General features: G+C 69.5%; 20 protein-coding genes. 10 read left to right on the top strand and 10 right to left on the bottom strand.

Annotation, left to right across the window (positions count from 1 at the left end; genetic code table 11):
- The first annotated feature begins 99 nt into the window (after positions 1-99).
- Both upp and ABSL23_RS03920 read left to right on the top strand, forming a co-directional pair.
- On the top strand, positions 100-780 hold the full coding sequence (gene upp, locus ABSL23_RS03915; RefSeq protein ID WP_059057897.1) for a uracil phosphoribosyltransferase: 681 nt from the start codon (positions 100-102) through the stop codon (positions 778-780).
- 42 nt (positions 781-822) lie between these two features.
- Positions 823-1,056 (top strand): hypothetical protein, encoded by a 234-nt coding sequence (locus ABSL23_RS03920; RefSeq protein ID WP_353634787.1) that lies wholly within the window; start codon positions 823-825, stop codon positions 1,054-1,056.
- A 120-nt stretch (positions 1,057-1,176) separates the two neighbouring features.
- Here the strand turns inward: ABSL23_RS03920 and ABSL23_RS03925 are convergent, their stop codons facing one another.
- On the bottom strand, positions 1,177-3,219 hold the full coding sequence (locus tag ABSL23_RS03925; RefSeq protein ID WP_353634788.1) for a S9 family peptidase: 2,043 nt from the start codon (positions 3,217-3,219) through the stop codon (positions 1,177-1,179).
- A 47-nt stretch (positions 3,220-3,266) separates the two neighbouring features.
- Positions 3,267-3,887 carry a YigZ family protein gene (locus ABSL23_RS03930; RefSeq protein WP_353635400.1) on the bottom strand — a complete coding sequence of 207 codons (621 nt, stop codon included), beginning with the start codon at positions 3,885-3,887 and terminating at the stop codon, positions 3,267-3,269.
- Between the two features lie 146 nt (positions 3,888-4,033).
- On the opposite strand from ABSL23_RS03930, the gene ABSL23_RS03935 reads away from it, so the two are divergent.
- Complete coding sequence (locus ABSL23_RS03935) at positions 4,034-4,324, top strand: hypothetical protein (protein ID WP_353634789.1); 291 nt, start codon at positions 4,034-4,036, stop codon at positions 4,322-4,324.
- Here the strand turns inward: ABSL23_RS03935 and ABSL23_RS03940 are convergent.
- Positions 4,321-4,824: an ACT domain-containing protein gene (locus ABSL23_RS03940; RefSeq protein WP_059057902.1), complete on the bottom strand. Its 504-nt coding sequence runs from the start codon at positions 4,822-4,824 to the stop codon at positions 4,321-4,323. The two genes, ABSL23_RS03935 and ABSL23_RS03940, sit on opposite strands and share 4 nt — an antisense overlap.
- A gap of 85 nt (positions 4,825-4,909) precedes the next feature.
- On the opposite strand from ABSL23_RS03940, the gene ABSL23_RS03945 reads away from it, so the two are divergent.
- Positions 4,910-5,473 (top strand): hypothetical protein, encoded by a 564-nt coding sequence (locus ABSL23_RS03945; protein WP_353634790.1) that lies wholly within the window; start codon positions 4,910-4,912, stop codon positions 5,471-5,473.
- Here ABSL23_RS03945 and hisB read toward each other — a convergent pair.
- Together hisB and hisA are read right to left on the bottom strand one after the other, a co-directional pair.
- Positions 5,470-6,057, bottom strand: coding sequence for an imidazoleglycerol-phosphate dehydratase HisB (gene hisB, locus ABSL23_RS03950; protein ID WP_353634791.1), 588 nt, complete (start codon positions 6,055-6,057; stop codon positions 5,470-5,472). The two genes, ABSL23_RS03945 and hisB, sit on opposite strands and share 4 nt — an antisense overlap.
- Before the next feature lie 253 nt (positions 6,058-6,310).
- Positions 6,311-7,033, bottom strand: coding sequence for a 1-(5-phosphoribosyl)-5-[(5-phosphoribosylamino)methylideneamino]imidazole-4-carboxamide isomerase (gene hisA, locus ABSL23_RS03955; protein WP_353634792.1), 723 nt, complete (start codon positions 7,031-7,033; stop codon positions 6,311-6,313).
- 145 nt (positions 7,034-7,178) lie between these two features.
- Between hisA and fer2 the strand changes: the two genes are divergently transcribed.
- From fer2 to hisG, 4 genes are all read left to right on the top strand, one after another.
- A complete protein-coding gene (fer2, locus tag ABSL23_RS03960; RefSeq protein WP_059057907.1) occupies positions 7,179-7,568 on the top strand; it encodes a ferredoxin Fer2 in 390 nt (129 codons plus the stop codon).
- A gap of 143 nt (positions 7,569-7,711) precedes the next feature.
- A complete protein-coding gene (locus ABSL23_RS03965) occupies positions 7,712-8,650 on the top strand; it encodes an A24 family peptidase C-terminal domain-containing protein (RefSeq protein WP_353634793.1) in 939 nt (312 codons plus the stop codon).
- A gap of 42 nt (positions 8,651-8,692) precedes the next feature.
- Entirely contained in the window at positions 8,693-9,058 is a 366-nt protein-coding gene (gene hisI, locus ABSL23_RS03970; protein WP_353634794.1) for a phosphoribosyl-AMP cyclohydrolase, read from the top strand.
- Positions 9,059-9,112: 54 nt separating this feature from the next.
- A complete protein-coding gene (gene hisG, locus ABSL23_RS03975) occupies positions 9,113-9,961 on the top strand; it encodes an ATP phosphoribosyltransferase (RefSeq protein ID WP_353634795.1) in 849 nt (282 codons plus the stop codon).
- Here the strand turns inward: hisG and ABSL23_RS03980 are convergent, their stop codons facing one another.
- From ABSL23_RS03980 to ABSL23_RS03990, 3 genes are read right to left on the bottom strand one after another with little or no spacing between them, the layout of a single operon-like run.
- On the bottom strand, positions 9,962-10,309 hold the full coding sequence (locus tag ABSL23_RS03980; RefSeq protein WP_353634796.1) for a hypothetical protein: 348 nt from the start codon (positions 10,307-10,309) through the stop codon (positions 9,962-9,964).
- A gap of 58 nt (positions 10,310-10,367) precedes the next feature.
- Positions 10,368-10,733: a hypothetical protein gene (locus ABSL23_RS03985; RefSeq protein ID WP_353634797.1), complete on the bottom strand. Its 366-nt coding sequence runs from the start codon at positions 10,731-10,733 to the stop codon at positions 10,368-10,370.
- Positions 10,734-10,739: 6 nt separating this feature from the next.
- Complete coding sequence (locus tag ABSL23_RS03990) at positions 10,740-11,300, bottom strand: TATA-box-binding protein (RefSeq protein WP_059057913.1); 561 nt, start codon at positions 11,298-11,300, stop codon at positions 10,740-10,742.
- Between the two features lie 114 nt (positions 11,301-11,414).
- On the opposite strand from ABSL23_RS03990, the gene ABSL23_RS03995 reads away from it, so the two are divergent.
- Both ABSL23_RS03995 and ABSL23_RS04000 read left to right on the top strand, forming a co-directional pair.
- Complete coding sequence (locus tag ABSL23_RS03995; RefSeq protein ID WP_353634798.1) at positions 11,415-12,377, top strand: TIGR01177 family methyltransferase; 963 nt, start codon at positions 11,415-11,417, stop codon at positions 12,375-12,377.
- A gap of 167 nt (positions 12,378-12,544) precedes the next feature.
- Entirely contained in the window at positions 12,545-12,790 is a 246-nt protein-coding gene (locus ABSL23_RS04000) for a hypothetical protein (RefSeq protein WP_353634799.1), read from the top strand.
- A 7-nt stretch (positions 12,791-12,797) separates the two neighbouring features.
- Here the strand turns inward: ABSL23_RS04000 and ABSL23_RS04005 are convergent, their stop codons facing one another.
- Both ABSL23_RS04005 and ABSL23_RS04010 read right to left on the bottom strand, forming a co-directional pair.
- A complete protein-coding gene (locus ABSL23_RS04005; RefSeq protein ID WP_059057916.1) occupies positions 12,798-13,145 on the bottom strand; it encodes a hypothetical protein in 348 nt (115 codons plus the stop codon).
- 42 nt (positions 13,146-13,187) lie between these two features.
- On the bottom strand, positions 13,188-14,198 hold the full coding sequence (locus tag ABSL23_RS04010; RefSeq protein ID WP_353634800.1) for an AAA family ATPase: 1,011 nt from the start codon (positions 14,196-14,198) through the stop codon (positions 13,188-13,190).
- Between the last annotated feature and the right edge of the window lie 42 nt (positions 14,199-14,240).

The following is a 14,240-nucleotide window of genomic DNA, read 5'->3' on the forward strand; positions in this document are numbered from 1 at the left end:
AACATCTTGTCGCGTGGCGCGCCGCCGCGTCGTGTGCACGCACCACACCCGACGCGCGCGATGGCGGGATTTAAGCGGACTCGGACTCGCTCGTTACGTATGCCCATCGAGGACCGCGGCGACGCGAACGTGCTCACGCACGCGCTGGCGAAGGACACGCTCTCGCGGCTCCGCGACGTCGAAACCGAACAGGTGGAGTTCCGCAAGGGGCTCGTGAAGCTCGGCCGCATCTGCGGGTACGAGATCATCGACGGCGCGATGGAGACGGAGTTCGTCGCCATCGAGACGCCGCTAACGGAGACGACCGGCGAGCGCGTGAAGGGACTGGACGACGTCGTCATCATCAACGTCCTGCGCGCCGCGACGCCGTTCGTGGAGGGACTGCTGAAGGCATTCCCACGCGCCAAGCAGGGCGTCATCAGCGCCGGCCGCGACGAGGAGGCCGGGATGAACGACGACGGCGAGTTCCCCATCACCATCGACTACGTCAAGCTCCCCGAAATCAAGCCCGAGGACACCGTCATCGTCGCGGACCCGATGCTCGCGACGGGCTCGACGATGTGTACGGTGCTTGACCACGTCACCGACGAGGCGCCCGACGACGTCGAGGACCTGTTCGTGCTGTCCGCGGTGAGCGCGCCCGACGGCCTCCTGCGCGTCGGCGAGCAGTTCCCGGACGCCGACCTGCTGACCGTCGCCATCGACGACCACCTCGACGACGACGGCTTCATCGTCCCCGGCCTCGGCGACGCCGGCGACCGCGCGTTCCGCACGACCTGACGGACCCGCACGTATAAGGCGCCGCCCGTTCTGGTCGTGGGCATGAGCGAGGACACGGAGCCGTGTGACTGGTGTGGGGACGCGGTCGCGGATCCGCTCTCGCGGACCGTGCGGGTGACCGTCGACCGCTCGGAGATAGACAGCCAGCGGCTCTGCCCGGAGTGTTTCGCGAACTGGATCGACCGCTACGACGAACAGATGCGGCCGGAGGACGACGACCCGGACCAGACCGTCATCGAGGACGACGACAGCGACGCCGACATCATCGTCGACTGACCGCCCCGCACCCCTTCGTTTCACCTCCCGAACAACCCGCAGTCACGCGGTTTCGCGAGCCATCGGGCACTCCCGAAGCCGACCCCGGAACTGCTCTATAGTCGTCCCGAGCGCTCCCGACTACTCGCCGTCGTTCTCGTCGGCGCTCTCCTCGCCAGCCGTGAGGCCGTCGTTCCGCGGGCGGTCGAGCGCGCGGTCGGCGTCGCGGTGGCCGGAGTAGCCGTCGAACCACCGGACGATGCGCTCGATGCGGTCGACGACGTGGCCGGGTTCGCCCGAGCGGGAGAGCTCGTGGCCCTCGCGGGGGTAGCGCACGAGCCGCGTGTCCACGTCCTGTTTCTTCAACGAGAGGTAGAACAGTTCGGCGGTGTTGGCGGGCGTGCGGTAGTCCTGCTCGGAGTGCACGAGGAGCGTGGGCGTGTCCACGTACTCGACGTACGCCGCGGGCGACTGCTCCCAGAGGAACTCGGGGTCGCTCCACGGCACCGCGCGGAAGTCCCCCTCCACGAGCTTGTAGGCGTCCGTGGAGCCGTAGAAGCCGGTGAGGTCGTAGACGCCGCGCTGGGCGACCGCGCCCGCGAAGAAGTCCGTGTGGCCGACCACCCACGCGGTCATGAACCCGCCGAAGCTCCCGCCGGTGACGAACGCGTCGTCCTCGTCCACGTACTCCCGTTTTGCGACCTCGCGGGTACCGGCCATCACGTCCTGCATCGTCACGTCCCCCCAGTCGCGCTCGATTGCGGTCATGAACTCCTCGCCGTAGCCCGTGGAGCCGCGGGGGTTGCACCAGAAGACGACGTAGCCGCGCGCGGCCAGCGTCTGGAACTCGTGCCACATCGACCCCGTGGTCGACCACATCCGGTGGGGACCGCCGTGAATCTCGACGGCGAGCGGGTACTGTTCGTCCGGGTCGAAGTCCGGCGGCGTCAACACCCACCCCTGAATCTCGGTGTCGCCGGACTCGAAGCGGACCTCCTCGGGTTCGCGGACCGCACGGTCGTCGAGGTAGTCGGCGTTCACGCGCGTCAGTTGCACTTCCTCGGCGCCGCCCGGCGTCGCCGCCACCACGTCCCCGGGGTGGTCCCACTCCGATTGCACGACACCGACGGCGTCACGGGAGACGGAGAAGCCGTGGACGTGGCGCTCGCCGCCGAGCACGACCTCGTCGCTGCCCGTCTCGGGGTCGAGGCGGCGCAGCACGTAGCCGCCCTCGTCGGGCGTGCAGACGTAGAGAGAGTCGCCCTCGGGCCCCCACTCAGGCGCGTGGCTCGCGTTCCACAGTTCGAGGTCGCGGTCGAGATCCGCCGTGAGGTGCGTGACGTCGCCGACCTCTCGAGTGAACACCTCGACCTCGGTCTGGACGAGCGTCGGGTCGTCGGCGGGCGTCGTCGTGTACGCGATGCGGTCGTGCGGCCGGGACGAGTCCACGGCCAGCGTCGGCCCCCAGCCCTCCACGACGGTGACCGTCTCCGTCTCGTCGCTCTCGGGATCGTAGGCCTCGACCTCCCAGCGGAGTTCGTCGTCGCTCCCGTACCGAATCGGGTAGTAGAGGTCGGTCTCGCCCCACGCCGGCCGCAGGCAGTCGACCTCGCCGCTCGTGACGCGCTCGACGTCGCCGGTGTCCACGTCCACGGTGTAGACGTGCGAGCGCGCGCCGTCGCTGTACGACTCGTGCGAGCGGTAGACGTGGCGGTCGATGACTCTGGGGTCGGGGTCCTCGCGCTCGTACTCCTCGCCGACGTCGAGGTCGTGGTCGTCGGCTCGCTCCTCGGGGCGCACGGACTGCACGAACGCGATGCGGTCGCCATTCGGTCCCCACGCGATGCCGGAGACGCCGCCCACCACGTCCGTCACCTGCTCGGCTTCGCCGCCGTCCGTCGGGACGACCCACAACTGCGGTCGTTCGTCGTCGGCCCCGCGCGTGGACACGAACGCGATGCGGTCCCCGGAGGGGCTCCACGCCGGCTCGGAGTCCACGCCCTCCTCGACGGTGAACCGCCGGGGCTCGCCGCCGTCGGTCGGCGCGACGTGGACGGTCGCCTCGTAGTCGGTCTCGGATTCGGGGGTCTGCTGGACGTACGCCACGCGCTCCCCCTCCGGCGACACCGCCGGGTGGGAGAGCCGCGAGAACTCGAAGTAGTCGTCGGCCTCGACGCGATTCATGCCCGCATCCAGTTCCGGCGCGCGCATAGGCGTTTGCCTCGGGGAACCTACTCGACGGCCGCCCGGCCGCTGGTCGCGCTCTGGATGCGCTCGCGGAGGTCGCCGGCGTCCTCGCTGGCGACGGTCACGTCGAAGGAGACAGCTTCGCCGTAGTCGGCGTCGAACTCGCAGTCCGCGCTCTCCAGAATCCCCCGCACGGTGCCCGAATCGTCGTACTCGACGGTGACGGTGAACCGCTCCTGTGGCCGCCGCTCGGCGACGCCCGCGGCCTCGATGGCCTCCTTCGCGGCTCGCGAGTACGCCCTCGCGAGCCCGCCGACGCCGAGTTCGGTGCCGCCGAAGTACCGCGTCACGACGACGACCGCGTTCTCGATGTCCTGTTGCTGGAGGACGTTCAGCGCGGGCTTGCCCGCGGAGCCCGTCGGCTCGCCGTCGTCGGACTGGTACTCGCGGAGCATGTACCCATCCCCGGGGCCACCGGATTCGACGCGCACCCGGTAGGCAGGCACGTTGTGCGTGGCGTCGGCGTGCTCGCGCTCGACAGACTCCACGAACGCCTCCGCGTCCTCGACGGTCGCGGCGGGCGCGGCGTACCCGATGAACTCCGAGCCCTGCACCTCGAAGTCGGCGTCCGCGCGCTCCGCCAGCGTCCGGTAGGCGTCAGTCACGTCCCAGACTTGGGGTGCGAGCACGTTCCCGTTTGCGGTTGCGCGCGCCGCGTCAGCCGAGCGGCGAACACCCGCGCGCCGCGCGAATCACGGGCCGGCGCCGCGCTCCCAAAGGGTTATGCGTGCGCTCGCGCAACAGAACGTCGATGGCCGCGCTGACGACGCTGGAACTCATCTACGTGTTCTTCAGCATCGCGCTCTCCCTCTCGGGACTGGCGATGGTGGCGATAGCCGCCAACGCCTACCTCCAGACCGAGCGCCGGGAGATGCTGTTGCTCTCGCTTGGCTTCTCCGTCATCGTCGCGGCCGCAATCGCCACCACCGTCTCGGCGTTCTCGCTGAACTTCGAGAACGCCATCGTCCTCCTGACGGTCAACTACGCGCTGACGACCATCGGCTACCTCTTCGTCATCGCGAGCGTCGTCGGCCAGAACTAGGAGAGCTCCACGGAGCGCACGAACGGCTCGTTCATCAGCTCGGTCAACACGTCGCCCGGGAGCTCCTCGTCCGTGACGAGGTAGAGCCGCGGCTCGTCGGTGAACTCGGGGTCCTCGCTGATGGTCTGTCGGATGCTGATGCCGTGCTCGGCGAGTAGGCCTGTCACCGCCGCGACGATGCCGGGCTCGTCGGCGTCCTGCACCTCGACGGTGACGACCGTGAGGTCCAGAACGGGCGCGAGGTCCATCAGGCTCGGAATCTGGCTGATGTTCTGGAAGATGCGGCGGAGTTCGTCGTCCTCGAGGATGGCTTCCGTCGTGGAGTCCACGACGCGGCGGTCCACCCCGGCGGCGTCGGCGACCTGCGTGTACGGAATCTCGATGTCGCCGGAGACCACGCGGCCGTCGTCGTTCACGGAGAACCCCCGTTCGAGCAGCAGCCGGATGACGGACTGCTGGCCGGGGCTGCCCGCGAACTTCTGCATGATGTCCTCGAACATACGACGACGCAGGCGGCGGGCCGGCAAAACGGTGTGGGTGCGCGACTCGGCAGGACTTTTGCCGCCCCGCCCCGTCCGCTCGTGCATGCGCCAACTCGACACGTGTGACTTCTGCGCCGACGCCGCCGACGGCGTCTACGAGGTCGTGCCCGCCTCCGTCGCCGGCGAGTCCCGGCGGCTCGCGCTCTGCGCGGACTGCCGCGCCACCCTCCAGTCGGTCGTGGACCCGCTACTGGACGCCGCCCCCGAAGCCGAATCCGAGTCGGAATCCGAATCAGACCCCGAACCGAACCCGGACCGCGACCAGCGCGACGACGCCGACGCGGACACCTCGAAGTCGGCGGACTCGGCCGCCGAATCCGGCGACGACGAGGACGGCATCGTCATCGAGTCCGGGAGCGGCGACAAGCAGGAAGGCGCGGAGGACGCAGAGGACGCCGACGACGGGCAGGCCGAGCGCCGGCCGTCGGGCTACGGACAGGTGATTCGCCTGCTCCAGAACCGGGACGGCGCGATGCCCCGCGAGGACCTGCGCGCGCTCGCGACGAACGCCTACGACCTCGGCGGCCGCGAGTTCGAGGACGCCGTCGAGGCCGCCGTCGAGAACGGCGACGTCGAGGAGTCCCCCGACGGCCTGCGGACGACTTAGAGTTCGCCCTTCGTGGACGGCGTCCCGGAGCGCCGCTCGTCCACCCGCGTCGCGTCGTCCAGCGCCCGCGCGACGCCCTTGAACAGCGCCTCTATCTCGTGGTGGGCGTTCTCGCCCTCGACCTCGCAGTGCAGCGTCAAGCCGGCGTGCATCGCCAGCGACCGGAAGAAGTGCCGTGCCATCGCGCTCGTGAACTCGCCCACGGACTCCTGACTGAACGTGCCCTCGAACTCGTACAGCGGCCGCCCGGAGACGTCCACGACGACGCTCGCCACCGCCTCGTCCAGCGGCACGCGACGGTCCGCGAACCGCTCGATGCCGCGCTTGTCGCCGAGCGCCTCGTCGAACGCCTCCCCGAGCGTAATCGCCACGTCCTCGACCGTGTGGTGGTCGTCGATGTCGAGGTCGCCGTCGCAGCGCACGGTCAAATCGAACAGCCCGTGCTTCGCGAACGACGCCAGCATGTGGTCGAAAAAGCCCACGCCGGTGTCCACGGTGCTGTCGCCGTCCCCGTCCACGTCCAGCGTCACGTCGATGTCCGTCTCCGCCGTCTCGCGGCTCACGGCGGCCGTCCGGTCGGTCATGTACGAGGCGTGGGCGTCCGTCTACAAGGCCGTTCCGCCTGCTAGTCAGAGTATGTCGTGACTGTCTCTCTTCTGCTCGTGAGGACGCTTTCTCGAAAGCCCCCTCCCGCTGGCGGCCGCTCGCTCGCTGCGCGCTTCCCTCGCTACGCTCGGTCCAGTGCTTGCGTCGCGAGTGACCGCCAGCGGTCGGCCCCTTTCAGTCCCGCCCTGCCGGCTGGTCAGGCGGCTGTAATCCGGGTCGCAGAAACAGCGGCTACAGCGCGTCCTTGGCTTCTTCGAGGGTGAAGTTCCCCTCGTAGAGCGCAGTGCCGACGACGACCGCGGCGGCGCCCGCGTCGCGGAGCGCGAGTACGTCGTCGATGTCGGCGACGCCGCCGCTCGCGACGACGGGGATGTCCACGCTGTCAGCGAGTCGCCGGACGGGCTCGGTCTCGACGCCCGCCTGCTGGCCTTCGACGTCGACGTTCGTGAACAGAATCGAGCCCGCGCCGAGGTCCGCGTAGCGCTGGGCGGCCTCCGCGGGGTCCAGTCCCGTACCCTCCGTCCACCCCTCGACGACGACCTCGCCGTCCTTCGCGTCGAGGCTCACCATCACGCTGCCCGGGTACTCGGCGCTGATTTCCCCGACGATTTCGGGGTTCTCGACGGCCGCGGTGCCGAGGATGACGCGGTCGACGCCGCGCTCCAGGAGTTCAGTGGCGTCCGCGACGCTGCGGATGCCGCCGCCGACCTGCACGTCCACGCTCGTCGCGTCGAGGATGCGTTCGACGGCGTCAGCGTTGCCGCGCTCGCCCTCGAACGCGCCGTCGAGGTCGACGAGGTGGAGGGTTCGCGCGCCCGCCGAAACCCACCGCTGGGCGGCCTCCACGGGGTCGCCGTAGCGCTTCTCGGTGCCGCGCTCGCCCTGCACGAGCTGGACGACCTCGCCGTCCTGCATGTCCACCGCCGGTACGACCTCGAAGGACTCGAACGCCATACCGTCGTGTGCGGGTGGCTCCCCTAAAAGCGTCCCGTCACTGGCGAATCCCGGGAAATCGAACGTTCGTGGGGTGTTGCGTCCATTCCCGTCGTTCGCCAAGAACGAAAACTACTATGCCGGCGGACTGCGAACGCTTCGAACGATGCCGACGGTTGAATACCTCAACTACGAGACTCTGGACGATCAGGGCTGGGACATGGACGACGACGACCTCTTCGAGAAGGCGGCCGACGCCGGCCTCGACGACGAGGACTACGGCACGCTCGAAGTCGCCGAGGGCGAGTACATCCTCGAAGCCGCCGAGGCGCAGGGCTACGACTGGCCGTTCTCGTGCCGCGCCGGCGCGTGTGCGAACTGCGCGTCCATCGTGAAGGAAGGCGACATCGACATGGACATGCAGCAGATTCTCTCCGACGAGGAAGTCGAAGAGAAGAACGTCCGCCTGACCTGCATCGGCTCCCCGGCGGCCGACGAGGTCAAGATCGTCTACAACGCCAAGCACCTCGACTACCTGCAGAACCGCGTCATCTAAGCGGCGACACGGGTCGTTCGCGACCCCGAATTTTTGCGGAGCGCCGTCCGGCAGGGCGGCGTATCTCTACTCGCGCGCACAGTTGCGTCGCCGTCCCCGGGTAAGGACAACACCTAAGCCGGCGGCGTTCCCGACACCCGGTAGTGGACGCCTCGATACCCGACCTCCTGCGGTTGCTCGTCGTGCCGGCGCTGGGCTGGGCGGCGCTCCGGGACTTGCGGACGCGCCGCGTCCCGAACGGCCTCTGGCGGCCGCTGGTCCTGCTCGGCGTCGTCCTCGTCGTCTGGGACGGCTACGTCGCGTTCGGGACGCCGTACGTCTTCCAGCGGTTCGCAATCCGCGTCGCGTTCAGCATCCTGTTCGTCGTCCCGCTGGCGTACGCGTTCTGGTACATCGGCGGGTTCGGCGGCGCCGACGCCCGCGCGTTCATGACGCTCGCCGTGTTGTACCCGACGTATCCGTCCTACGAGCTGCTGGGGTACTCGCTGCCCGTGGTGGAGACCGCGCTCGGCGTGTTCTCGCTGACGATTCTCACGAACACCGTCATCCTCGGGCTGGCGTACCCGCTCGTGCTCGGCGCCCAGAACGCCCTCTCGGGGGAGTTCTCGGTCGTGATGTTCGTCGGCCGCCGCGTCCCCGTCGGCGAACTCACTGACACCCACGGCAGCCTCCTCGAAACCCACGACGGCTTCACCCGGGACGGCCTCGACCTGGACGCGCTCCGGATGTACCTCCGGTGGCGCGGCCTCACGCTCGCGGACCTCCGCGAGAACCGCGAACTCCGCGACCCCGACACGCTCCCCGACGACCCCAACGACCCGACCGGCGGCGCGGTCGTCACGGACGGCAGCGGCGACCCGTGGGGCGCCGCGGCGTTCCTCGACGACATCGAGGGCTCTGCGTACGGCACCACGCCAGCGGACCTCCGCGAGGGCCTCGACCTCATCGTCGACAGCGAGGACGTCTGGGTGACCCCCGGCGTCCCGTTCATCATCCCGCTGTTCGTCGGCCTGCTGGTCGCGCTGACGGGCGGCGACGTGCTCTTCTGGGTGATGGACGCGCTCGGCCTCGTGCCCGCCTGACGGGGACGTAACCGCTAACCGGCCGGCCCGCGTCGCTCCCGTATGGACTTCGAGGTAGACCTCGACTTCGGCGACGACGGCCTCGTCACGGTCGTCGCGCAGGACGTCGAGACCGAGGAGGTCGTGATGCTCGCGCACGCCACCCGCGAGGCCGTCGAGAAGACCGTCGAGACGGGGCGCGCGCACTACTACTCGCGCTCCCGCGAGGAACTCTGGGAGAAGGGCGCGACCAGCGGCCACACGCAGGAAATCGAGGAGGTCCGGGTGGACTGCGACGGCGACGCCCTGCTGTACCGGGTGCACCAATCCGGCGGTGCTTGCCACACCGGCTACCACTCCTGTTTCCACCGCACGCTCGACGGCGAGGTCGTCGGCGAGCAGGTGTTCGACCCCGACGACGTCTACTGACCGCGCGGCCGCGTCGTCCAAAACCTATTCCCCCCGGTCGACGTAGCGTTCGGTATGCGAATTGCCGTGCCCAACAAGGGCCGCTTGCACGACCCGACGCTGGACCTCCTCGACAGGGCCGGTATCGGCGTGGAGAGCGGCGCGGACCGCCAGTTGTACGCCGACACCGTGGACCCCGAGATCACCGTGTTGTACGCGCGGGCGGCGGACATCCCGGAGTACGTCGCGGACGGCGCGGCGGACCTCGGTATCACTGGCCTCGACCAGGTGCGGGAGTCCGGCGCGGACAACGTCGAGGACCTGCTGGACCTCGACTACGGGAAGTGCCGGCTGGTGCTGGCGGCGCCGGAGGACGGCGACATCGACGCCGCCGAGGACCTCGCGGGGAAGACCGTCGCTACCGAGTTCCCGACGATTACGCGCGACTACTTCGACGGGAAGGACGTCAGCCCGGACATCGTGGAGGTCACGGGTGCGACCGAACTCACGCCCCACGTCGAGATGGCCGACGCCATCGTGGACATCACCTCGACGGGGACGACGCTGCGCGTGAATCGCCTGAAGGTCGTCGACGAGGTGCTCCAGAGCTCCGTGCGGCTGTTCGCGCGTGACGATGTCACCGACGACCCGAAAGTCGAGCAGGTGCGGACGGCGCTGCAGTCCGTGCGCTCCGCCGAGGGCAAGCGCTACCTGATGTTGAACGCGCCCGAGGAGAACCTCGACGCCATCGAGGACGTGATTCCCGGGCTGGGCGGGCCGACGGTGCTGGACGTCGACGAGCCCGGGATGGTCGCGGTGCACGCGGTCGTCGAGGAGCGCGACGTCTTCGAGGCGGTCAACGACCTCAAGCGCGAGGGGGCCTCGGGCATCCTCGTCACGGAAATCGAGCGCCTCGTCGAGTAGTCACCCGCGGCGGCCGCGGCCGACGGCGCGCGCGGCGGACGCGGTCAGCGGGTAGACGACGAACCCGAGGACGCTCAGGCCCGCGAGCGCGAGCGCCGCGAGGCGGAGGTCGGCGGCGGCGTCCGCGACCACCGCGAGTGCGGCGGCTCCCGTCGGGGAGAGCCACGCGCCCGCGGCGGTGTCCGGGTCGCCGAGCGCGTGGTACGCGCCGAGCAGCACCGCGGCGATACCGAAGACGGCGGCGACGTCGGGGCCGGGCCGGTGGACGTAGGAGGAGGCGTACGCGAGCGCGGCGGCCGCGAGCGCGAGGCTGCTCGCGTGGAGGGCGCGCCGCTCGTAGCCGTTCATGTTCTGTCGTACGCGGGACGGACCAAAAAGCGGGACGGGCGTTCTCCGCGCGTGCAACTCAGGCCGGCGCCGTGCTCAACAGCGCCAGCAGGTTCGCGGCGAGCACGACGAGCGCCAGCGAGACGACGTAGTGCATCACGACGACGAGCGCGGCGGTCCGGTACTTCACGCGGTAGACCGCGTGGACGGCCGCGAAGTCCGCGGCGAGGCTGACCGCGATGATGACTGCGGGGTTGTACCGGACGAGCGCGACCGTGACGACCGCGGGCGCGACGCCGACGAGGAGCGCGCGCTTCCACGGGACGTCGCCGAGGATGTACGTCGCGGCGACGTGCGCGGTGAACGCGAACAGCAGCCAGCCGCCGACGAGCGTGCCGACGTACTGGCCGAGCGTGCCGGGCGCGGGCTGAACCTGGAGGACCACGTCGCCTTATTCGAGGAGGCCGAGCTCTTCGAGCCGGGAGACGATCTTGTCGACGGCGTGTTCGGCGTCCTCGGGCTTCTTCCCGCCGGTGATGACGAGTTTGCCGGAGCCGAACAGCAGCGCGACGACCTCGGGCTCGTCGAGGCGGTAGACGAGGCCGGGGAACTGCTCGGGCTCGTACTCGATGTTCTCGAGGCCGAGGCCGATGGCGATGGCGTTGAGGTTGAGCTGGCGGCCGAGGTCCGCAGACGTGACGATGTTCTGGACGACGATTTCGGGTTCGTCCTCGACTTCGATGGAGAGCTCGCGGAGCTTGTCGAAGACGATGCGCAGGCTCTCGTGGACGTCGTCGGTGGATTTCGCGCCGGTGCAGACGATCTTGCCGGACCGGAAGATGAGCGCGGCGCTCTTGGGGTCCTGCGTGCGGTAGACGAGGCCGGGGAACTGCTCGGGGTCGTAGTCGGCCCCCTCCAAGTCCATCGCGACGCTCTGGAGGTCGAGCTCCTGGCCGATGCCGGTGGAGGCGACCACGTTTTCAATATTGATGGTTTCCTTGGGGTCGGTCATCGTACGGTTTAAATCACGTATTTAAGGTTTATAAAGGTTGGTAGTCCGGGGAACAACGCCTCAAGTACCCCGCGATGCCGGCAGGCTGATTGCCCGCGGGCGTCCAGTTGTGGTGTGTTCGTCCTCGAACTCGGCGGCGCCGACGACGACTTCGCCGCCGCCGAAGCCCGCGCCGCCGCGACCGACGCCCGCGTCGCGGCCCCCGGTATCGGTCTCGCCAGCGACGTCGACCGCGAGCGTTTCCGCGGCCTCGCGTACGCGCACCGCGCCGGCCACCACGTCGCCACGACCGACGCCAGCGTCGCCGCCGCTGCCGACGCGCTCCGCGAGGCCGACGTCGCCCGCGAGGGCACCGTCGCGGTCCGCGCACGCAACGTCCGCAACACGACCGACGTGGACACCCAGCAGGCCGAGCGCGACCTCGGCGGCGTGCTCGTCGACGCCGGCTTCGACGTGGACTTGGACGACCCCGACCACGAGCTTCGGGCGCTCTTCGCGGACGACTCCTGTTTTCTCGCGTGGCTGACCGTCGAGTCCGTCCGCGACTTCGGCGAGCGCAAGCCCACCGACCGCCCGTTCTTCCAGCCGGGCAGCATGGACCCGCTGTTGGCGCGCGCGCTCTGCAACCTCGCGCGCGTCCAGCCCGGCGACGTCGTCCTCGACCCGATGTGTGGCACCGGCGGCGTCCTCATCGAAGCCGGCCTGCTCGGCGCGCGCCCGGTCGGCACCGACGCCCAGCAGAAGATGGTCGAAGGCGCCCGCGAGAACCTCGACGCCTACGTCGATGACTTCGGCGTCGCGCGCGCCGACGCCACTCGGCTTCCGCTCCGCGACGGTGCGGCGGACGCAGTTATCTTCGACGCCCCGTACGGTCGGCAGTCGAAGATAGAGACGCACGAACTCGCGGACCTCGTCGCCGGCGCCCTCGCGGAGGCGCGCCGGGTCACCGACCGCTGCGTGCTGGTCGCCGACCGCGACTGGCGCGACGCCGCTCGCGATGCCGGCTGGTCGGTCGCCGAGCGCTTCGAGCGCCGCGTCCACCGCTCGCTGACGCGGCACGTCCTCGTACTCGATTGACACGCCAGACGTGACAGTTGGCATTAACGAACGGCACAGCAGATGAGGCTCTGTACCCCTCTATTTCGCTATGTATCCGAGCCGGTAGTGACCAGTGCGACAACGATTCACGGATAAGACTTTTGGCCACGTATCGGAGAACCTAGGGTATCAACGCCGAAACTGCCGTGCGTCTCTGTGCCGTCGCTGCCGCCGTCTGCCTGCTGGTGGGTGCCGGCGTCCAATCTGTCGCCGCGGGCGGCGAATCGACAGCGGCGCTCGGGGACTCCGACTACCTCGCTGCTGCCACCGACGCCGCCGCCGACGCCGCCGACGACACGCAGCTCACGCTCGGCATCAGTCCGAAGCGCGCGCTCGTCTCGCTGGCGTTCCTCGGCGCCGTCGCTGCGCGGAAGCGACGGGACACCGCCTGACGGCCAGCTATCGGTAGCCGTCCGCGACGACCGCGACCGCGAACGACGCGACGAGCACGACCAGCACGCTCGTCGTGTGCTCGTAGACGGGCACCAGTTCGAGCAGGCTAATCGTCGCGACCGAGAGCACGTAGCCCGCGAAGCAGACGAACCAGACGCTCCCGTACGCCACCGGAAGGTCGTCGGTGGCCGCCGCCCACCCGACGACGAACCCGGGCGCCAGGACAACGAGGAGCTGCCACCACGGCGTCGCCGGGCCGACGACCGCGTCCACGGCCAGCGACAGCGGCAGCGCCACTAGCAGGACGGCACCGACGACGACTCCGACGCGCTCGAACTGGTCGGCGAGAGACACACCGGGTCTCCGTGGCGACGCGTAGAAAAGCTACTCCTTCGGTCACGCCTCCCGGCCCAGCTCCGCGAGCAGCCGCCCGACCTGAATCCGGTCGCTGTTCCCCGCGTGCAGGTCGAACTCCACGTCGCCCGCGAGCCGGTGGAGTTCCGCGAGCTCCTCGCCGTCGTACCGGGAGCGCCCGACGCGCAGAATCTCTTCGAGCACCTCCTCACCGCTGAGGCCGTCGTCGACGAGCAGGTCGTCGAGCGTCGAGCGCGCGTCCGTGAACTCGCCGGCCTCCGCGTCGTCCAGCATCGACGTTATCTGGTCGTCCGCGCCGACGTCTTGGAGCGTCTCGTAGGCCGTGTTCATCGTAATCTCGCCCTCCTGCTCGGCGGTCGTCTGCGCGCCCAGCACGGCCTTCCGCAGGTCGCCGTCGGCGTACCCTGCGACGAACTCGATGCCGTCCTCGTCGTACTCTACGCCCTCGGCCTCCACAATGTCGCGGAGCACGTCGGTAATCTCGTCGGGCGTCGGCGAGCGCACCGACACCGGGAAGCACCGCGAGCGAATCGGCGGGATGAGCTTCGACGGCTGCCGCGTCGCGATGACGAACTGCGTGGCCTCGTGGTGGCGCTCCATCACGCGCCGCAGCGCCTGCTGGAAGTCCTCGCGGATGGCTTCGGCGTTGTCCAGCAGAATCGTGTTGTAGTCGCCGGAGACCGGCGGGTAGCTCGCGGACTCCTTGAGCACGTGGTTGATGAGGTCCGCCTTCGAGGAGTTCCGGCGGCGCTTCGAGGAGATGAACTGCGAGAACCGCGGGTCCTCGCTGACCTCCTTCTTCGTCATCCCGAAGAAGTCCTGCACGTTCAGCTCCACGAGGTCGTTGTCGGCGTCCTCGTGGGCGTGCTCGGCGAGCGCGCGCACCGCCGCCGTCTTCCCCGCGCCCTCGGGGCCGTAGACGACCAGATTCACGGGCTCGTCGGTGGCGTCCCGCAGGCGGTCCCGCAGTCCCTCCTGTGGGAGGTCGGCCAGCGACGGCGCGTGCGCGTCTATCCACAGCGGCTCGTCCATTACGCGCAGGTAGCCGCTACGGGGCAAAGAAAGAGTCGGTCC

The organism is Halobacterium sp. NMX12-1 (assembly GCF_040435975.1).
GTDB classification, from domain to species: Archaea; Halobacteriota; Halobacteria; order Halobacteriales; family Halobacteriaceae; genus Halobacterium; species Halobacterium hubeiense.